Below are 19472 nucleotides of genomic sequence, written 5' to 3'. Positions count from 1 at the left end.
AAAGCTTATTCTTATCTACTTGAAGTGCTAATGATTTATAACTTCGCTTTAAGCCCTATAGCCCTGTTAAAGTGTTTGTTTGTTTAGTCCAATATTGGTATCTCAAAGCGACTTAATTTCTCTGGATTTTTAATGTTCTAGCCATAAGCAATTGAAATATGCTAACTATAGACCATTAAACCTCTAGTTTTTTCAACTCTTTATAATTCCTATTTAAGCGTTTTAAAAGTATCCCGTAAAGTAGATAGTAAATTCCGTATACCATTCCTAGAATAAGAGCGCAGAACAAAATTATAACCAAAATAAGTATAGCATATTCTTTAAAATGTGCAGTTTCATTAAATTTCTCAAAACCACCTGAGGCTTGTGTATAACCAATAAAGGCCGCAACTGCAGAAAAACATCCTGCAAATGCTAAATTAAAAATAACGTAGTGTTTAACCGTTTTTCGAGTATTTAAAATACTCTTTATCAGTTTCTTAACATTGTCAGTTGTTGTAATAGCTTTATAATTCTTGTAGAATTTATAAATAAAATATAGGATAACAGGAATTGTTAGATAACCAGCTACTTCTAACCACAAAGGATAAGTGATTTGATTATCTATCCGTGGATTTATTAAGATAAGAAGAATACCTATTCCAAGCTCAATCATACTAATATAAAAAATCCACTTGACAATACTAGATGATTTTGAATGTGCCATCTTATATATTTCATCATAGGATAAAGTGGGATAACTATTATCAGTTTTGTTCCAATCCTTTTTTAATAAATCTAATTCATCCATAATTTTACGGATTTAATATTGTTTTTAATTTCTTTTTCACACGATTCATTTTCACACGCGCATTAACTTCAGATATACCTAAAGTTGTACTTATTTCTCTATAATCTTTGTCCTCTAGATATAAGAAAACTAAGGCCTTTTCAATATCGTTTAATTGATGTACAGCTTTGTATAAGAGCTTTAATTGTTGTTCTTCGGTATCGTCATATTCTTCAGCTTTTATTTTAAATTCCACAGCATCAAACTCTTGGGTATTAATTCGACGTTTAGATTTTCTATACAGTGTAATTGCTGTGTTTAACCCAACGCGATACATCCAAGTACTAAATTTAGAATCCCCTCTAAACTTAGGATATGCACGCCATAACTGTATTGTTATTTCTTGGAACAAATCGTTATGAGCATCTGAGTTATTGGTGTATAAACGACAGACCTTATGCACAATATTTTGATGCTTTTGCAACAGTTCTACAAAAGTATGTTCAAGTTCTTTATTCAATTGATGAGATTGGTTAGTTACCTATAAGTAGTAATAGATTAGATATTGTTACAAATTTATAGGAAGATTTTCTTTGTGTTCAAATATATTCAATTCATCATAGAATTTTTACAGTTCAGTAAAAATGAATTCATGTTGGTTTAAAAATACTAGAAGTTTGTTCTATCAAAACGTCCTGGATGCATTTTCAGGAATTAATCAATCAAACAATGAACAAGTTAATCACTTTAATTATTTTACTTCTAGCAGGATTACTGCAGGCACAAACTACTATTTCTGGTCGTGTAGTTGACAATAAAAATCAACCTATTATTGGTGCAAATGTTTACTTAGATGGTACCTACGATGGATCTACATCTATAGAAGAGGGTAAATTTACATTCACCACCGAAGAAAAAGGAACCCAGACTTTAATTATCTCTTTTTTATCTTATGAGACCAAGATGATTATTGATGATGTTTCTAAATTATCTAATCTAAATATTAAATTACGAGAAGATGTAGAATCATTAGACGCAGTCGTCTTGAGCGCAGGAACCTTTGAAGCTAATGACAATAGTAAAGTATCTGTATTAAAGCCACTAGATGTGGTCACTACAGCAAGCGCACTTGGCGATTTTGTAGGTGCATTACAAACCTTGCCAGGAACATCAAACGTTGCAGAAGATGGTCGCTTATTTGTTCGTGGTGGTAACGCTGATGAAACGCAAATTTTTATTGATGGTATAAGAGTCTTCACTCCTTATACACCAACAACGAACAACATTCCAACACGCGGACGTTATTCACCTTTTTTGTTTGATGGTATTACGTTTTCCACAGGAGGTTACTCTTCAGAATTTGGGCAAGCATTGTCTAGCGTACTTCTCTTAAATACTATCGACGAACCAGATCAAGAAAAAACAGATATCGGAATTATGACTGTAGGTGCAACACTCGGTAATACTCAGAAATGGGAAAAATCGTCATTAAGTTTTAATGCTTCTTATATAAATTTAGCCCCTTATTTATCTGTTTTTAAAGATCGCAATGAATGGGAAACACCTTATCAAGGTGCACAAGGTGAAATGGTATTTAGACAGAAATTGAATAACGGAATGCTAAAATTTTATGCCGCTTTTGATACATCTAAGTTTAATTTAACCCAAGAAGATATTAATGTTGAAGAAGGTGTTGACTTTGCTTTAAATAACAATAATTTTTATTTGAATACATCTTACAAGGGCATTCTCGGTAATAACTGGAGTGTACAAACAGGTTTAAGTTATACATTCGCTAAAAATGACATTTCAGTTATTACAAATAATATTGAAGACAAAGAAAATTCTGCTCATTTTAAATTAAAAGTTAAAAAGCGTTTTAATAGTAGATTTAAGTTAAGTTTTGGCGGCGAGCAATTTATTACAGACTTCAATGAAAATTTTAGAAATTCTGATTTTAATCTGAGTTATGGTTTTAAAAATAACATAACAGCAGGTTTTGCTGAAGCAGACCTTATTTTTTCCAAAGACTTAGCTCTAAAAGTTGGTGTTAGAGCAGATCATAGTTCTCTTTTTGATGAAACCGATATAGCACCAAGAATGGCAATAGCCTATAAAATTTCTAAAAATGGACAATTCTCTTTGGCTTACGGTAATTTCTTTCAGAACCCTAATAGTTCAATATTAAAATTTGAACGAGATTTGAAAGCAGAAAAAACTGCTCATTACATATTAAACTACCAATACGTTAATAGTGGCAAAATATTTAGAGCAGAGGCTTATCGCAAAAAATACAGCAATCTAGTTAAATTTGATACGGAGTTCACAGCTTTCGATAGTAATTTCAATAATAATGGTGAAGGTTATGCTCAAGGTATAGATTTATTTTGGAGAGATAATACAAGTGTAAAGAATTTAGATTATTGGGTAAGCTATTCTTATTTAGATACTGAGCGAAATGCTAGAAATTTTAGTCAATCAGCGCAACCAAGTTTTGCTACTAATCATAACTTATCTGTAGTTGGTAAATACTGGATAGATAGTTGGAAAAGTCAAGTAGGTCTTGCTTATGGATTTTCATCTGGGAGACCTTATACAAATCCAAATACCAATCAGTTTTTAGGTGAGCGTACAAAATCATTTAATAGTCTTAGTCTCAATTGGGCTTATTTAGTGAGTCCTCAGAAGATTTTATACTGTTCTGTTAACAATGTCTTAGGCTTTAAAAATATAAACGGTTATCAATATGCAGATACGCCAGACTTTAATGGACAATTTAATAGACGCGCTTTAACGCCTGCTGCAGATCAGTTTTTCTTTGTTGGTTTCTTCTGGACGATTAGTGAAGATGGTACTGATAATCAGTTAGATAATTTGTAGAAGCTAGAATTAAAGGTCAGAAGTAAGCCATTCATCGTGCTTTAATATATACCAATTGCACAAAGAACCCTCGTAAGTGAACTGACCTTTAGTTTGAAGTCCAATTTTTTTAAGAATAGCATTTGAAGCTAAATTATTAACATCGGCTGCAGCACAGATCTCTTTTAGTTTTAAATCATTAAAGCCATAATCTAAAGATGCAATTGCTGCTTCCGTCGCATAACCATTGCCCCAATATTGCTCTTTTAATCTATAGCCTAAATCGTAGTAATTAAATTCTTTACGCAGCTGTTTTTCAAACTTAAGACCAGACCAACCTAAAAATTCATTGGTTTGTTTGTCTATTATTGCTAATCGACCAATACCATTAACTTTATACTGTTGAAGAATATTTTTTATGGCCGCTTCAGATTCTTTAATATGAGTTACTAAATTATTACCTAGATATATATGAACATTTGGGTTTGAGTCTAATTCAAAAAAGTCTTTGGTATCAGATTCTGTAAGTGGTCTTAAGATTAGACGTTCGGTTTCGATTGAAATTGTCATTTTATACTAAGAATGAATTTATGTTATTTCCATTTAATATTACAACCCATACTAGGTTTTTGATTTGAATCTAAAGGCGTACCATTAATTAATGCATCCATAGCGTTTCTTAAATCATTTCCTGTAACGGCTTCACCATTGCCAGGTCTAGAATCATCGAGTTGACCAGTGTAAACTAATTTTAATTCGGCATCAAATAAGAAAAAATCTGGTGTGCATGCTGCATCATATGCTTTAGCTACAACTTGTGTTTCATCATATAAATATGGAAAAGGATAGTTGTTATCCTTGGCGTGTTGTTGCATTTGGTTGGGTCCGTCTTGAGGATATTTTATGGCATCGTTACTAGAAATAGCTATACACTTTATTCCTTTTGTAATATAGTCTTTTGATAATGCAACTAATTGCTTGTTAACATGAATTACGAAAGGACAATGGTTACAAATAAACATAATTAATGTTCCATTCGTGCCTTTAAGATTTGTTAGCGATTTTTCTTGGTTGTCGATTGTATCAGTTAAAGTAAAACCTGGTGCCTTTGTACCAAGAGGCAACATATTTGAAGGTGTTAGTGCCATATAATTATGTCGTTTTTATTTATTAGTTTTAAAGTATGGATAATATAATAACATTTGAAGACTTTACAAAGGTAGATTTGCGGATAGGAACTATTGTTGAAGTAAATGACTTTCCAAACGCACATAAACCTGCCTATCAATTAGCTATAGACTTTGGTGACTTAGGTATTAAGAAATCTTCTGCACAAATTACTGCACAATATTCTAAGGAGGACTTAAAAAACAGACAAATTGTAGCTGTGGTTAACTTTCCTAAAAAGCAAATTGCTGATTTTATGAGTGAATGCTTAGTTATGGGAGCTATTAAAGAAAATGATGTATTTCTTCTGCACCCAGAAACTAAAGTTAAGAATGGTACAACCGTTTCTTAGATTTACATTTCATCTCTAAAGAAAATGGCATTCATTAATAACTTATTAGTGCCATACCAAAATCCTCTAAAGTTAGTGTTATCCGTAAATGCGATAATATTCCCTCGTCCTATACCACCTATTTTTAGCGGTACGGATAAGCTTAAACTATCTAAGTTTTCTTCAGAAATATAACCGCTTAATAATGGAGCTTTAGTATATTGAATTGGGTTGCTATAGCTATTCTTATTCGCATTAATAAAAATAGTAGTGTTTCTAAATATAGCTAAATTATCGTTTTTATAACCAAAGTTAATAGGGTGAGAACGGTCTAATTTAGTTTCAAATATTGCTCCACCAATAACCTGCGCTCCTCTAAAATTACCGCGTTGCTCAAAGCTTATGTTTTTAGCAGTTAGACTTTTATTCTTTTTAAAATCAATCTTCATTAACTCGCTAGAATTAAGCCAACGTAAAGCATTTCTATATGCAACTAAGGTTCCTCCATCTTGAATCCAAGATTTTAATTTCTTCGAATTGCTCTCATTTAAGCCAGAATATGAGTTCACCATAATTATGTTATTATATCTACCCAAATCAGCTCTGCTAAATTGCTTGGTATCTAGTTTTGTAGCTACAATATCATATCGTGTATCTAATAGATGCCATATTTCACCGGCATCATAAGATGTCATTCCATCACCAACTAAAATGGCAACTTTTGGTAACTCAAGAGTTCTAAAATTATTACTCCCTAAATCAATACCATCATTTAGTCCTGTTGATACTGCATCAATATTAATATGACTTTCTTGTGCTAATTGATTGATAAAGGTATAAATGTTTGATGCATTCATATGTTGATTTTTAACAGGAATCATAATAGTTCCATAATCATATGATTTACTGTTTGCCTTAAAATTTTTCATACTCACCTTTGCCCTAAGTCCCTTCTTTAAAATGGCATTTAAAAGTTTTGGAGAATAGTATTCATTCCATTCAAATAAATAAGCATATTCACTTTTTGAATTGATGCCACCTATTCTATGCTGTAAGTCAGTAACAACACTACCAGCATTGGAAGTCGTTGTTTCAGTATAGTCTAAATTAAATGCCAATGGGAAAGTCCAAGCAGAAACATCGTAAAAAAGACTATCCTGAAACGATGTACGTTTTTCAAACATTGCGTTAATGAGTCTTGTATTTTTTTGATTTTTTGGTACGATATAGCTATATCCTTTCTTATAATTTTTTCCATTAGCAGAAAAATCCGCTTTTATATCATGAAATTTAATTTTATGACGTTTAAGTATTTCTGCTAGATGAAAGGTTTTTGCAGCATCTTTTTCATCACCAAAAACGATTGCTTTATTTCCTTCTTTCGTAGCCTCTTTACGTGCATTTTTGTAAAAGTTGTGTTGGTACGTTAAAATCTCACTACGCATCCCGTTTGCTGCAGCAAGCGTTGATAAAGCAGCTGTTAATTGGTTTCTTATAGTAAATGGAAAAGTTAGAACACCGTTATCACTTTCTTGTATATGTCCTCTTGAGCTGGCTTGCTCAAACAAAATACCAATTCCGCCATTAATATCTGGAAAGGTTGAACCTTTGCCATAGTAGAAATCATCAAAACTTTCTTCAGAGTAATAGAGCGAACCGATTTTATCAAAAGCTTTAGCGTGATAAGTAGCAATACCTTTTGTTAAATCTTGATTTAGCTTTGGCGTTAGTGGGTGCGTCCTAGAAGGAATACCTGGCTGAAAAAAGAAACTAGAGTTTGTTCCCATTTCATGATGATCTGTTAATATATTGGGCATCCAATTATGAAAGGATTCTATACGAGCTCTCGATTCTGGCAACTGGACTGGTAACCAGTCTCTATTCATATCAAACCAATAATGATTTGTTCGTCCACCAGGCCATACTTCACTGTATTCTCTATCATTAGGATCTGGGTTAAGGTTCATGCCTCGATTTGTATTTGCCCAGTAAGCAAAACGTTGTAGGCCATCTGGATTTAAAGAGGGATCAAAAAGAATAATTGTGTGCTTTAGTAAATCATCAATTTTAGAGCCTTTAGCCGCAGCTAAATAATAAGCGGCTAATAATGAAGCGTTTGAGCCACTCGGTTCATTACCATGTATTGAAAAACCTTGATAAACAACTATTGGTCTTTCATTAGTATCAGTTGTGTTAGATTCTGTAGCATCTACATGAGCCTTCTGTATAGCATCTAGATTCTGGTGATTTTCTGGTGATGTAATTGTTAATAAAACTAAGGGTCTATCTTCAAATGTTTTACCTCTATTTTCAATAGAAACTCTATCTGAAGCATCTGCTAAGGCGTACATATATTGTACTAATTTATCGTGAGTTATATGCCATTCTCCAACCTGATGACCAATTACACTTTCTGGAGTTGGAATTGCTGAATCGTAAGTTACATCTGATGGTAAATAATATGGTAAATCAGTTTTTGATTGAGAAAAGAGTGTTGTTGTTGCTAAGAGAAACAAAAAAACAATACGTTGCATATATAGAATGTAGTTGGTTAATGCTTAAAAATAAAAAACCCTGACGATAATGTCAGGGTTTTATTATAATTTAACAATGCAGTTTAAATATCGTCAAAACTAATATCTGTAAAACTGTCTGTGCTTTTTGAGTCTTCAGGTGTTTTATCTTCATTTTGAACAAACTCATCTCGTTTAAAATCTTTTTGATGACGCTCACTTATAACTTCCTCACCTTTTTCATTAATGATATAATCTGTCATTTCTATTAGAATCTCTCTAAACTCAGTAAAATCCTCTTTATATAGATAGATTTTATGTTTTTTATAATGAAAAGAGCCATCGTCATTAGTAAACTTTTTACTTTCCGTAATGGTTAAGTAATAATCACCTGCTTTTGTAGCTCTAACATCAAAAAAATAGGTTCTTCTACCAGCACGTAATACTTTAGAATATATTTCTTCTTTGTCCATCATTTCATAATCACTCATAACTCAATCTTTATTTTTTTATACAATCCAAAAATCTAAAAAAAAAGTAAGCTAACCAACAAATTCTTACATTTCTTTTTCTGATAGTTGTTTAGTATATAAATCCTTGTAGTAGCCCTCAGTACTAATAAGACTTTCGTGATTTCCTGTTTGAATTATACGTCCGTCATCTAAGACAATAATTTTGTCAGCGTTTTTAGCAGATGATACGCGATGACTTACAATAATGGTGGTTTTACCTTTTGTAAGTTTAATTAAATTCTTTAGAATTTTTTCTTCAGTTTCAGTATCTACAGCTGATAAACAGTCATCAAACAAAAGAATTTCGGGTTTTTTGATTATAGCTCTGGCAATAGAAACACGTTGTTTTTGTCCACCAGAAAGTGTGATGCCACGCTCACCTAAAACAGTGTCATAACCTTTATTAAAACCAATAATATTCTTATGTACTCTAGCATTTTTGGCAGCTTCGATAACCTCTTCATCAGTTGCATCTTCTTTACCAAACATTATATTGTTCTTTATGGTGTCAGAAAATAGAAAAGCATCTTGTGGAACATAACCAATACTCTCTCTAAGGCTGTAGAGGTTTAATTCTGAAATTAATTCATTGTCAACCAGAAGACTTCCTTGTTCGATATCATAAAGCCTTCCAATTAAGTCTAGGATAGTAGATTTTCCAGAGCCCGTCTTTCCTAGAATAGCTAAAGTCTCTCCTGCATCAACCTTAAACGTTATATTCTTTAAGGCTTCAATATTTGTATCTGGATAGACAAAAGAGATATTTTTAAAATGTATATCACCTTTTATTGGTGTTAAATCTGAAGTCTTATTTTGAATATCTGATTTTGTCTTTAAAAACTCATTAATGCGTTCTTGTGAAGCCTCAGCTTGTTGCACAAGAGATGTTACCCAGCCTACTGTTGCTACAGGCCAAGTAAGCATATTTACATAAATTATAAATTCTGCTATGGTACCTATATCCTTAATTTCTCCATTCATATATTGCAGTCCACCAACGTAAATTACAATTAAGTTACTAATACCAATTAATAGTATCATTAACGGAAAAAATAATGCTTGTACCTTAGCTAGATTAATTTGTTTCTGTCTGTTTTCTGAGGATAAATCTTCAAATTCTATATTGGTTCTTGTCTCAATACCATATGATTTTATAACTGATATTCCGCTGAATGTTTCTTGACTATATGTAGAAAGTGTTGATAAAGATTGTTGCACTATAGTACTTCTCTTATTTATAAGTCGACTTAGCTGATAAATTGCAATGGACAATATTGGTAAGGGTAGGAGAGTGTATAAGGTAAGTTTTGGAGCTGTGTTGACCATATAAATTATGGCAACTGTGAATAATGTTATTGTATTAATTGTATACATAATAGCAGGACCAGCATACATGCGTACTTTACCAACATCTTCACTTATCCTATTCATTAAATCACCAGTTCTATTAGATTTATAGAAATTGAGAGATAATATCTGGTAATGATGATAAATTTCGTTTTTTAAATCGAACTCGATGTATCTAGAAACATTAATAATAGTTTGACGCATTAGAAAAGTAAATATTCCTGCGATAATAGCAGCGCCTATTATTAGTAATACATTGATTAATATTTCGCTTTCAAAAACATCTTGGGTAATTTTTCCATCCAAACGATCTGAAACAATGTTTATAGAATCTCCAACTAATCTCGGAGTAAATAGCATGAATACTTTCGCTACAATTGTAATAATAATTCCAATAATTAAACGAGATCGATATTTGTAAAAGTATTTATTAAGATGTTTAAGTGCTTTCATGTTGCATTTCGTCGGTCAAAAGTATTACGATAATCCTATTTTAGAGTTAATATTTTGCTAATCCTCTAATTATAATATATTTTTGCTCGCTGTTTTTAGAGATTTTTCAAATAGCCTTAAATCTAAAAAAATATATGACTTCAGAAATAATATCTCCAAAAGAGCTACATAAAATTGATCCTGTCTTTGGTCAGCATTCTTTTGACGACCACGAACAAATCGTTTTTTGCAATGACAAAGATACTAGATTAAAAGCTATAATTGGAATACATAATACAGTTTTAGGACCAGCATTAGGAGGTACGAGGATGTGGCAATACAATAACGAGTGGGAAGCACTCAATGATGTATTACGTTTATCTCGAGGTATGACCTTTAAATCTGCAATTACAGGATTAAATCTTGGTGGTGGAAAAGCAGTAATAATAGGAGACGCCAAAACTCAAAAAACACCAGAATTAATGAAGCGTTTTGGCGAATTTGTGCACTCCCTTAGTGGACGATATATTACAGCTGAAGATGTTGGCATGACAACTGGTGACATGGATACCGTTAGAGAAGTAACACCATATGTTACAGGTATATCGGAAAGTAAAGGTGGCGCAGGGAATCCATCACCAATAACAGCTTATGGTGTTTTTATGGGTATGAAGGCTGCAGCTCAATTTCAATATGGATCTGATGTTCTTGAAGATAAAAATGTTTTTGTACAAGGAATTGGAAACGTAGGTGAGGCTTTAGTAGAGCACTTGGTAAATGAAGGCGCTAACGTTACAATTACAGATATTAGCAGAGAACGTTTAGAGGACGTGCGTTCTAAATACGGTGCATCTATTTATGAAGGCAATGACATATATAGTGAACCTATGGATATTTATGCTCCATGTGCTTTAGGTGCCACAATTAATGATGACACTATAAATAAATTGCAAGCTAAAGTTATTGCAGGTGCTGCTAATAACCAATTAGCTGATGAAAATAAACACGGAAAAATTTTAAGAGATAGAGGTATAATTTATGCTCCCGATTTTTTAATAAACGCAGGAGGTATTATTAATGTTTATGCAGAATTAGAGAATTATGACAGACAAGAGATAATGCGAAAAACAGAGAATATTTTTAATACAACTTTAGAAATTTTAGATCGCGCAAAAGCAAATGAAATCACTACTCACATCGCTGCTTTAAGTATAGCGAAAGAACGAATAGAAACTCGTAAAAGAGAAAACTCTAAATAATTTTTTTAGGATATAAATAATAGTATTTTTGCAAGGTGAATTTTTAAAAATTCACCTTTTTTTAACCTATATTAAAAGTTAGTTCTTTACCATGCTCAATAGAAGACACATCAGAATAAAAGTAATGCAAACTTTGTATGCTTTTAAAGGTACTGAAAATGATGATCTAAAGAAAGATGAGAAATTCTTATTATATAGCTTAGATAGCATGTACGATCTTTACTTATCTATTTTAGCTTTATTGACTGAGCTGCAAAAAAAGAGTAAAGACTATAATAGTAAACTACAGAAACGTTTATTAGATAAAGAGGCAAATAAAGTTCTAAATACAAAATTTCAGGATAATCAGTTATTGAATGGCATAAGTGAAAACAAAATGCTTCAAGAGATTATTCAAAAAAAGAAATTAAATTTCTGGGATTTAGACTTTGAATATGTGGATATCATTTTTAAGTCTATTTTAAAAAGTGATATTTATGAATCTTATATTAATGATACAGAAGAATCATTTAAAAAAGATAAGAAATTTGTTTTAGATATTTATTCTTACATTATAGCACCAAACGACAAGCTATATGATTATTTTGAGGACAAAAAATTAACTTGGGTAGACGATTTGCCCGTCGTTAATACAGTCCTTCTTAAAGTATTGCGTAAAGTAAAACTTTCTTCACCAGACACTGCTTTGTTGCCGTCGTTGTATAAAGATGAAGATGATAAAGAGTATGCGAAAGACTTATTTAAAAAAACAGTTTTAAATAGTTCTAAATTCGCCCAAGAAATAGCTGCAAAGGCTACGAATTGGGATACAGAACGTTTAGCTAGTTTAGATGGTGTTCTATTAAAAATGGCACTTTGTGAGTTTCAAAAGTTTCCTTCAATACCACATAAAGTAACCATAAACGAATTTTTAGAAATAGCAAAAGAGTATTCTACACCAAAAAGTAGTCTATTTATTAATGGTATTTTAGATAAAATAGTTAAGGAATACCAGTCTGAGAAAGTGCATCTTAAAACAGGTAGAGGCCTAATGTAAGCCTGTTTAGCACAGAATAACTTGTTAACAGTTGCTTAAAAATTTTAATTAGTTGAAATTATTAGTACCTTCGCAAACTGAACGAAATAAGAAAAATTAATTTAATAAATATAGTGATGAAAAAAGTAATTTTAGGACTTAGCGCATTATGTATGGTAGCATTCACATCTTGTAAAGAGAATGCTGCTAGTAAAATTAAATCTGAGAACGTGGCAGTAGCCGCAGATAGAGATGCGAAATCAGGTAACTTTCCTGTTCTTGAATTAGACAAAGTAGAGCACGATTTTGGAACAATTATGAACGGTACTCCTGTTGAGACTATCTTTAAGTACAAAAACGCTGGTAATTCAATGTTAGTAGTTAGTAACATTAAAAGTACTTGCGGTTGTACGGTTCCATCGAATTATACTAAGGAAGTAAAGCCAGGTGAAGAAGGACAGTTTACAGTTAAATTTAATGGTAAGGGTAACGGAAAAGTATCTAAATCATTAACTATGACGACTAACACTGAAACAGGCTCACAAATTGTGAAAATTTCTGCAATGGTACAAGCAGATCCTAATGCACCACAAAAGGCACCAGGGAAAGCTACAGTTAACCCTTTATCGACAAGTACGGTAAAGACTTCTACTCAACCTGGGCACGAAGGTCATAACCACAACTAATAACTTATAATGGAAGGATTAGGGTCATTTTTACCGTTTATTGCAATTTTCGCTGTGATGTATTTCTTTATGATTGCACCACAGATGAAGCGTGCTAAACAAGAGAAAAAATTTGCTAGTGAACTTAAACGCGGTGATCGAGTGATTACTAAAAGCGGAATGCACGGCAAAGTTATAGAGCTGAACGATAAAGACGCTAGTTGTGTTATAGAAACATTAGCCGGTAAAATTAAATTCGATCGTTCTGCAATTTCAATGGAAATGAGTAGAAAATTAAATGCGCCTGCTAAAGCGAAATAAATTTCTTTCTTAAATCTATAAAAAAAAACACTCTTTTAAAGAGTGTTTTTTTTATTCAAAATTTGTTTAATGCCGTTTAGCAGTTTTTATATTTATCATTTAACCCAATGCCTTTTATAATCATTGGTTTTATTTTCTCTAATCGTTTTTGTTTTGTAATATCCCTTTTAGCCTCTGCTATATACATGCAATATTCACGCTGTTTACTAGTTGTAAATGCTTTAAAAGATTTGTTAAGCTTAATGTTAGAATTAAGAGCTGCCTTTAATTCGACTGGAACTGTGATTGTATTTACTTTTTTGCGTTGAGGTTTTAATTCTTTTCCTAAAAGTTGATTTTCAATAGCCTCTTTTATATAACTTAATACGATTCTGTTATTAATATCAGATTTCGATTTGAAACGCATTTGTCTTAACGCCTTTGTTTTATTTTCTTGAGCATTTATAAGTAGGCCTTGTTCATCTTTTAAAAAGACTCCCTGATGAAACCATAAGCAGAAATGGTTTTTAAAGGCACCTATACCTAAAACATTTTTTTTACCTAAACAATAAGTTGGCATGCTCCATTTAATCGTTTCTTCTAGCTCAGTCGAAATAAGAAGATTACGCAGTATAATCAACGCATCCCTGTAAGTAGGATTTACTTCTATATATTCTTCAACTGAATTGACCTTTTTCACAATAACTATTTAATCCAATAATCTAGAACTAAAACATCATCTACATGCGTGCCTAACAAATCAACAAATGCTTTGTGATCTGGATGTGGCAAATAAATAGATCTATCTTCTTCACTATCAAATGTAACGAGAAAGCAATGAGTGAAACCTTTATCTAAACCCTCAGGACTATTATTTATGCCCCATTCAAAATCTTTAATTTCTTTTATTTTTTTGGGCAATTCAGCGAAAGCAGTTTCTAATGCCTTAATTTCTACTTTTGATGAAGACTCTTTGAATTTAAAAAGAACAACATGGCGTAATTTCTTAGTCATTATTTCTTCAGTATCTGCTATGGGTTCGTTCTTATCATTATTATTTGCTTTTTTTTCACAACCACTTAATAATAATCCTAATAATATAATTGTACTTAGTAATTTTTTCATTTTCAATAGATTTATTTTAATGGTAAAATTTAGGATTTTTCTTCAATTTTTTTTTCTCTTTTCTTGTTAGCTCTTGAAGTAATATTGATGTTTCAAAAGTTGTTTTATAATCTTTTCCAGATTCAATTTGGACAACTCCAAGATTGGTAATAAACTTAGGGTCTAAGTACTTTACGTTATATTTTCGATCCGTTAGCGTTTCTTTTTTATTGTTTTCTAGAGCATTTTTAAAATAATGAAAGATACTAAAATCTAAACGGTACATGTTTTTATTAAACTTTTCTAATTTACCCAGTCGAGTCTGCGGATAGATTACCTGTCCAAGTTTTATAAATATTTGTTGCTTATCAAATCCAGTATAGATCGCATATGTACCATCATCATGCTCAATAGTTATTTTATTCCTTTTACTCGTAAATACTTTTTCTTGAGAAGGATTGTTTACATAATCATTAATAATATTTACCACTTTACCTTTACGCATACTACAGATGGTATCTGATGTGTTTGAGTACACTATAAATGATTTCCAATCAATAGGTTTTCTGTTCCCAAAATAAGTTTCTCCAAGGTTGGAGGCCTCCAAAATATTAATCTCTTTATTTTTTATAAATGGTAGGCTGTACTCAATAGATGCGTTTACTTTTGGGTTGGGATCACCTATTAAATAAGAAAACTTGTATGAAAAAGAAATTCCTTTGTCCTTATTTGCTGGTTTTATAGTAAGTAGGTTGCCACTTTTGTATTTAATAACTTTATAATGTGTTGTTTTACTATATGAATTTTCTAATCTTGTAAATTCTAACTTTACCGAATAGCTACCAGGTAAGTTTTTTGAGTAGTAAAATGTAATACTGTTATCTGATTTCCTTTCGTAAGTTATTTCAATATTTTTGTTTTGTGAAGGAACTAAATAGGTAACAAAAAGCAGAATAACGATATAAATATATCTTTTCATAAATCTAAATTATTTCTTTACAGCTGTTAATTCGGCAATTTTACAAATAACTTCTACAGCTTTTTGCATACTCTCTACTGGAACATATTCGTAACGCCCATGAAAATTATGACCTCCAGCAAATATATTTGGGCAAGGTAATCCCATGTAAGATAGTTGAGAGCCATCTGTACCACCTCTAATAGGTTTAATTAAAGGTTTTATTCCTATTTGTTTCATAGCTTCTTCAGCAATATCTACAATATGCATAACAGGTTCTACCTTTTCTTTCATATTAAAATATTGATCAGTAATTTCTATTGAATAGATCTCAGATTCAAATTTGTTATTTAAGTCAAGAACTATTTTTCTCATTAATGCCTTTCTTGCTTCGAATTTATCATTATCGTGGTCTCTTATAATATACTCTAGTACAGACTCCTCAACTTCACCTTTCATGTTATGAAGATGAAAAAAACCTTCATAGCCTTCCGTATGTTCAGGTGTTTCTAGCTTTGGAAGAGCATTTATAAATTCTGAAGCATAATACATCGAATTTATCATTTTTCCTTTTGCGTATCCAGGATGCACAATTTTGCCTTTCACTTTAATAACTGCTCCAGCAGCATTAAAATTTTCATATTCTAACTCACCAATTTGGCTGCCATCCATTGTATAGGCCCAGTCAGCATCAAATTTTTCGACATCAAATTTATGTGCACCACGACCAATTTCTTCATCGGGAGTAAAACCAACTCTAATTTTACCGTGTTTTATATTGGGATTATTGATTAGGTATTCCATCGCAGTAATTATTTCAGTTATACCCGCTTTATCGTCTGCTCCTAAGAGGGTAGTGCCATCAGTTACAATTAAAGTTTGGCCAACATACAATAATAAATCTTCGAAATAATTTGGGGATAAAATTATATTTTCGTCGACATTGAGCGCAATATCCTTTCCATCATAATGCTCAATTACTCGTGGCTTTACATTTTTACCAGTAAAATCTGGAGAGGTGTCAAAATGTGATATAAAGCCAATGGTAGGAACGTCATAATCTATATTACTTGGTAGTGTAGCCATTACGTATGCATTCGGATCTATTGTTACATCTTTCATACCAATAGATATAAGCTCTTTTGTAAGCTTATGAGCTAATTCCCATTGTTTTTCAGTGCTTGGTGTTGTATTAGAATTTGGGTCAGATTCTGTATCTATAGTAACATAGCTTATAAAGCGATCTATAATATGTTGTTTAGGTATCATAAAATTGGTTTATTATCAAAAATAGACAACATGCCCTTAAGGCACAAGTCTGGTCTTTGTTTCTTTTAAAATGAAAGTAATTGGCTTATTTTTGCAATGAAAATAACCAAAGATGTACAAAGCAATAATAAGACCTATACTGTTCTGCTTCGATCCAGAGAAAGTCCACTATTTTACATTTTCGCTTATAAAGGCTATTTCTAAAATTCCTGGAGCAAAAAGCCTTATTAAAACGATATATCTTGTTGAAGACAAACACCTCGAAAGAGAATTTTTTGGATTAAAGTTTAAGAATCCCGTGGGTCTTGCAGCTGGTTTTGATAAAAATGCTGTTTTATATAATGAACTATCAAATTTTGGATTTGGCTTTATAGAGATTGGTACAGTTACTCCAGAAGCTCAAGAAGGTAATCCTAAACAACGTTTGTTTCGCTTAAAAGGAGATCAAGGTATTATTAATCGAATGGGTTTCAATAATGAAGGTCTTAAAGCGGCTATTGAGCAATTAAAAGGGAACAAGGGACAAGTAGTAATTGGCGGAAATATTGGTAAGAACACACAAACGAGGCCAGAAAATTATACAAAAGATTATTTAGAATGTTTTAACGCACTGCATCCTTATGTAGATTATTTTGTATTAAATGTAAGTTGTCCTAACGTTGGGAGTCATGCTAAACTAAATGACAAAGATTATTTATTAGAATTAATAGGAGCCGTGCAAAAGGCTAATTTAAATTTTTCAACTCAAAAACCTATACTTCTTAAGATTGCACCAGATCTAAATGATAATCAACTGGATGAAATTATTGAGCTGATTGCTGAGACAAATCTTGAAGGAGTTATTGCTAGCAACACATCTACGGATAGGGCTAATTTAAAAGCTTCTAATGAGCGTTTAGAAGAAATCGGAAATGGTGGTTTAAGCGGACAACCTATAAAAAATAAATCTACTCGTGTAATAAATTATTTGTCAAAGAAGAGTAATAAAGGCTTTCCTATTATTGGAGTGGGTGGTATACATTCAGCAGAAGATGCTTTAGAAAAGCTAGAGGCAGGCGCAGACTTAGTTCAGATCTATACTGGCTTTATCTACGAAGGACCTAAGCTTATAAAATCAATTAATAAAGCTATATTAAAAAAGGTGCATTAATTCACCTTTTTTAATTTGTATGTCTTAATAATATTTAATTCTTAACAAATGATATAACTTGACTTGAGCTTGCTTTCGTCAACTTAATAAAATACATACCATTATCGAAATTTTCTACATTTATTACTAAATCAGAATCAGATTTAATTATAGATTGTTTTATAACCTGTCCTAAGGTATTATAGATTGTATAAGTGTCTGGTAAAGAAGGGGACTTTATAGTCACTAAATTATTAGAAGGATTAGGAAATAATGAAATAATTTCATTTTTGAATGAATTAACACTTAGAGTCCCACTGAAAAAATTATTTATAACTCCAGAACCAATGGCTCCGCCTGATGCTAAAAGTGAATTATCATCAGCTCTCAACTCATAATTACCTATACCTGAAGCACAGCAAATACCATCGCCATAGCTATCACTTAAAATAAACTTATAACAACTATCTGGGTTTGCGATATCAAATACTGCTGTCTTAGTCGTAAAATCGTCAACACCTTCTGTGTAAGGACCACCCGAATATAATAAAGCATCATTTTCATCTAAAAATTGCCAAGACGTTTCTGCAGGCCAATCATCTAATGTTAGATTCATAGTAATAGTGGTTGTAATAGTTTCAATACCGCCAACAGATATATATTCAGTCTTTACCTTACTTATTTCCTCAGAACCATTCGATATCGTCAAAACAACATCATAGTCACCTGCCGCGTCGTAAGTATGTGTTATGTTCTGTGTAGAATAATCTTCTATACCGTTTGCATCTATATCCCAAGACCATGAGGTAGCACCAACACTATTATCTGTAAAATTAACAGTTAAGTTGTTTAAGCAGCTGTTAGTTTCATCTGCGGTAAAATCTGTATTAAAACTTGGACACCCTAAATTATTTCTCGAGATTTGATAAATAGCATTTATTCTTGCCAACTGTTGCGGCGAAAATACAGACCTACATTGTTTTAGTGAATAAGACATAAAATTGTCAGGGTCGGGTGTATACTGTTCGTTATTAGCATCGATTGCATTACCTGTATATTGACATAAAAAGTCAACATTGCTTCCACCTAATTGAGGATCTGCTGGTGTATCACAAATAAAATCGCCAGTTGTTTCACAGTTTGTACCATTTACTAATTCTTCTGTAGAGCCTGGAACATTACTATTGCCATGTGTATGTGGCAAGGCGAAAAAATGCCCCATTTCGTGAGATAATGTACTTCCGTTAGTGGTACAATTATTTGCCATTAAAATGGTTTCTGGTCCTCCTGGGAAGTATGCATATCCACATAACGCATTGGAACCACTAAATACTGCATTTGTAAAATATATATTAATAACACCATTAACCCCATTAGCAGCTGTCATCGCACTTTCTTCACTTGTATCATAATTATAATAGGTATCGTCATCTATATAATTTATCCCTTCACATAAGAAGAATTCTAAACCCGCATTAAAATAAACTCCATTCATAATACTCATAGCATCTTCTAATTCTAAAGGAGTTAAACCTCCTGTTCCGTCAGTTTGTCTTATGATATGAGCTTTTACAGGAACAGCGGTGGTTATACTTGGGGCTCTTGAATTTAGTCGCTCCTGTAAAAATTGTTCTTCGAGTTTTTTTACTTGATCTTTTACAGAGTTAAAATAATCTTGTTCCGCCTGAGTGTATTCAAAACCACAATCGTCCGTTTGAGAAAATGAAAAATTAATACTAATTAGTAAGACGAATAGAAGTGAAAGGCTTTTAGGTAATTTTAAAAAATTCATTTGATAGGGTTTTTTACTAAAATAATAATTTTAATAAAAACAACTATGATT

The 19472-nt window shown here is 31.9% G+C and carries 19 protein-coding genes; 7 read left to right on the top strand and 12 right to left on the bottom strand.

The features are described 5' to 3' along the window. Positions 1-175 precede the first annotated feature (175 nt). Together ACFWU4_RS11455 and ACFWU4_RS11450 are read right to left on the bottom strand one after the other, a co-directional pair. The gene (locus ACFWU4_RS11455) at positions 176-790 is read right to left on the bottom strand and encodes a hypothetical protein (protein ID WP_411127964.1); all 615 of its coding nucleotides are present in this window, start codon (positions 788-790) and stop codon (positions 176-178) included. Between the two features lie 4 nt (positions 791-794). Further along, complete coding sequence (locus tag ACFWU4_RS11450; RefSeq protein ID WP_411127962.1) at positions 795-1289, bottom strand: RNA polymerase sigma factor; 495 nt, start codon at positions 1287-1289, stop codon at positions 795-797. A 209-nt stretch (positions 1290-1498) separates the two neighbouring features. Here ACFWU4_RS11450 and ACFWU4_RS11445 point away from each other — a divergent pair, with 209 nt between their 5' ends. Then, a complete protein-coding gene (locus ACFWU4_RS11445) occupies positions 1499-3649 on the top strand; it encodes a TonB-dependent receptor (RefSeq protein WP_411127960.1) in 2151 nt (716 codons plus the stop codon). 9 nt (positions 3650-3658) lie between these two features. Here the strand turns inward: ACFWU4_RS11445 and ACFWU4_RS11440 are convergent, their stop codons facing one another. Then, positions 3659-4198, bottom strand: a complete 540-nt coding sequence (locus tag ACFWU4_RS11440) for a GNAT family N-acetyltransferase (protein WP_411127958.1) — start codon at positions 4196-4198, stop codon at positions 3659-3661. 23 nt (positions 4199-4221) lie between these two features. Beyond that, positions 4222-4776, bottom strand: coding sequence for a thioredoxin family protein (locus tag ACFWU4_RS11435; protein ID WP_411127956.1), 555 nt, complete (start codon positions 4774-4776; stop codon positions 4222-4224). Between the two features lie 35 nt (positions 4777-4811). Here ACFWU4_RS11435 and ACFWU4_RS11430 point away from each other — a divergent pair, with 35 nt between their 5' ends. Beyond that, the gene (locus tag ACFWU4_RS11430) at positions 4812-5147 is read left to right on the top strand and encodes a tRNA-binding protein (RefSeq protein WP_411127954.1); all 336 of its coding nucleotides are present in this window, start codon (positions 4812-4814) and stop codon (positions 5145-5147) included. A gap of 2 nt (positions 5148-5149) precedes the next feature. Here the strand turns inward: ACFWU4_RS11430 and ACFWU4_RS11425 are convergent, their stop codons facing one another. From ACFWU4_RS11425 to ACFWU4_RS11415, 3 genes are all read right to left on the bottom strand, one after another. Further along, on the bottom strand, positions 5150-7660 hold the full coding sequence (locus ACFWU4_RS11425; RefSeq protein ID WP_411127952.1) for a M14 family zinc carboxypeptidase: 2511 nt from the start codon (positions 7658-7660) through the stop codon (positions 5150-5152). Positions 7661-7743: 83 nt separating this feature from the next. After that, entirely contained in the window at positions 7744-8130 is a 387-nt protein-coding gene (locus ACFWU4_RS11420; RefSeq protein WP_411127950.1) for a PUR family DNA/RNA-binding protein, read from the bottom strand. A gap of 66 nt (positions 8131-8196) precedes the next feature. Next, positions 8197-9951, bottom strand: coding sequence for an ABC transporter ATP-binding protein (locus ACFWU4_RS11415; RefSeq protein ID WP_411127948.1), 1755 nt, complete (start codon positions 9949-9951; stop codon positions 8197-8199). Positions 9952-10085: 134 nt separating this feature from the next. Here ACFWU4_RS11415 and ACFWU4_RS11410 point away from each other — a divergent pair, with 134 nt between their 5' ends. The 4 genes from ACFWU4_RS11410 to yajC all read left to right on the top strand — a co-directional run bounded on the left by ACFWU4_RS11410 (position 10086) and on the right by yajC (position 13190). Next, positions 10086-11189 carry a Glu/Leu/Phe/Val family dehydrogenase gene (locus tag ACFWU4_RS11410; protein ID WP_411127946.1) on the top strand — a complete coding sequence of 368 codons (1104 nt, stop codon included), beginning with the start codon at positions 10086-10088 and terminating at the stop codon, positions 11187-11189. A gap of 91 nt (positions 11190-11280) precedes the next feature. After that, positions 11281-12225, top strand: a complete 945-nt coding sequence (gene nusB / locus ACFWU4_RS11405; RefSeq protein WP_411127944.1) for a transcription antitermination factor NusB — start codon at positions 11281-11283, stop codon at positions 12223-12225. A gap of 116 nt (positions 12226-12341) precedes the next feature. Then, entirely contained in the window at positions 12342-12890 is a 549-nt protein-coding gene (locus tag ACFWU4_RS11400) for a DUF1573 domain-containing protein (protein ID WP_411127942.1), read from the top strand. 9 nt (positions 12891-12899) lie between these two features. Then, positions 12900-13190, top strand: coding sequence for a preprotein translocase subunit YajC (gene yajC / locus ACFWU4_RS11395; protein WP_411127940.1), 291 nt, complete (start codon positions 12900-12902; stop codon positions 13188-13190). A 76-nt stretch (positions 13191-13266) separates the two neighbouring features. On the opposite strand, the gene ACFWU4_RS11390 is transcribed toward yajC, so the two are convergent. The 4 genes from ACFWU4_RS11390 to pepT are packed head-to-tail and all read right to left on the bottom strand — an operon-like array spanning position 13267 to position 16500. After that, complete coding sequence (locus ACFWU4_RS11390) at positions 13267-13869, bottom strand: YdeI/OmpD-associated family protein (RefSeq protein ID WP_411127938.1); 603 nt, start codon at positions 13867-13869, stop codon at positions 13267-13269. A gap of 5 nt (positions 13870-13874) precedes the next feature. Next, entirely contained in the window at positions 13875-14294 is a 420-nt protein-coding gene (locus ACFWU4_RS11385; protein ID WP_411127936.1) for a Dabb family protein, read from the bottom strand. Between the two features lie 16 nt (positions 14295-14310). Then, positions 14311-15252, bottom strand: coding sequence for a hypothetical protein (locus ACFWU4_RS11380; protein ID WP_411127934.1), 942 nt, complete (start codon positions 15250-15252; stop codon positions 14311-14313). 9 nt (positions 15253-15261) lie between these two features. Continuing rightward, positions 15262-16500, bottom strand: coding sequence for a peptidase T (gene pepT, locus ACFWU4_RS11375; RefSeq protein ID WP_411127932.1), 1239 nt, complete (start codon positions 16498-16500; stop codon positions 15262-15264). Positions 16501-16612: 112 nt separating this feature from the next. On the opposite strand from pepT, the gene ACFWU4_RS11370 reads away from it, so the two are divergent. Then, entirely contained in the window at positions 16613-17650 is a 1038-nt protein-coding gene (locus tag ACFWU4_RS11370; RefSeq protein ID WP_411127930.1) for a quinone-dependent dihydroorotate dehydrogenase, read from the top strand. A gap of 34 nt (positions 17651-17684) precedes the next feature. On the opposite strand, the gene ACFWU4_RS11365 is transcribed toward ACFWU4_RS11370, so the two are convergent. Then, a complete protein-coding gene (locus ACFWU4_RS11365; protein ID WP_411127928.1) occupies positions 17685-19421 on the bottom strand; it encodes a T9SS type A sorting domain-containing protein in 1737 nt (578 codons plus the stop codon). Between the last annotated feature and the right edge of the window lie 51 nt (positions 19422-19472).

Origin of the sequence: Winogradskyella sp. PE311 (assembly GCF_046545555.1) — a bacterium.
Lineage (GTDB): Bacteria > Bacteroidota > Bacteroidia > Flavobacteriales > Flavobacteriaceae > Winogradskyella.
Note: the sequence above shows the minus strand (reverse complement) of the source record. Positions and strands in the feature narration are given on the sequence as shown.

What these genes read in the sequence shown, in the direction of transcription:
- nusB (WP_411127944.1), top strand. Translation starts at nt 11,281, where the DNA reads ATGCTCAATAGAAGACACATCAGAATAAAAGTAATGCAAACTTTGTAT.
- ACFWU4_RS11435 (WP_411127956.1), bottom strand. Translation starts at nt 4,776, where the DNA reads ATGGCACTAACACCTTCAAATATGTTGCCTCTTGGTACAAAGGCACCA.
- ACFWU4_RS11455 (WP_411127964.1), bottom strand. Translation starts at nt 790, where the DNA reads ATGGATGAATTAGATTTATTAAAAAAGGATTGGAACAAAACTGATAAT.
- yajC (WP_411127940.1), top strand. Translation starts at nt 12,900, where the DNA reads ATGGAAGGATTAGGGTCATTTTTACCGTTTATTGCAATTTTCGCTGTG.
- ACFWU4_RS11410 (WP_411127946.1), top strand. Translation starts at nt 10,086, where the DNA reads ATGACTTCAGAAATAATATCTCCAAAAGAGCTACATAAAATTGATCCT.
- ACFWU4_RS11425 (WP_411127952.1), bottom strand. Translation starts at nt 7,660, where the DNA reads ATGCAACGTATTGTTTTTTTGTTTCTCTTAGCAACAACAACACTCTTT.
- ACFWU4_RS11415 (WP_411127948.1), bottom strand. Translation starts at nt 9,951, where the DNA reads ATGAAAGCACTTAAACATCTTAATAAATACTTTTACAAATATCGATCT.
- ACFWU4_RS11365 (WP_411127928.1), bottom strand. Translation starts at nt 19,421, where the DNA reads ATGAATTTTTTAAAATTACCTAAAAGCCTTTCACTTCTATTCGTCTTA.
- ACFWU4_RS11445 (WP_411127960.1), top strand. Translation starts at nt 1,499, where the DNA reads ATGAACAAGTTAATCACTTTAATTATTTTACTTCTAGCAGGATTACTG.
- ACFWU4_RS11370 (WP_411127930.1), top strand. Translation starts at nt 16,613, where the DNA reads ATGTACAAAGCAATAATAAGACCTATACTGTTCTGCTTCGATCCAGAG.
- pepT (WP_411127932.1), bottom strand. Translation starts at nt 16,500, where the DNA reads ATGATACCTAAACAACATATTATAGATCGCTTTATAAGCTATGTTACT.
- ACFWU4_RS11380 (WP_411127934.1), bottom strand. Translation starts at nt 15,252, where the DNA reads ATGAAAAGATATATTTATATCGTTATTCTGCTTTTTGTTACCTATTTA.
- ACFWU4_RS11440 (WP_411127958.1), bottom strand. Translation starts at nt 4,198, where the DNA reads ATGACAATTTCAATCGAAACCGAACGTCTAATCTTAAGACCACTTACA.
- ACFWU4_RS11400 (WP_411127942.1), top strand. Translation starts at nt 12,342, where the DNA reads ATGAAAAAAGTAATTTTAGGACTTAGCGCATTATGTATGGTAGCATTC.
- ACFWU4_RS11420 (WP_411127950.1), bottom strand. Translation starts at nt 8,130, where the DNA reads ATGAGTGATTATGAAATGATGGACAAAGAAGAAATATATTCTAAAGTA.
- ACFWU4_RS11385 (WP_411127936.1), bottom strand. Translation starts at nt 14,294, where the DNA reads ATGAAAAAATTACTAAGTACAATTATATTATTAGGATTATTATTAAGT.
- ACFWU4_RS11430 (WP_411127954.1), top strand. Translation starts at nt 4,812, where the DNA reads ATGGATAATATAATAACATTTGAAGACTTTACAAAGGTAGATTTGCGG.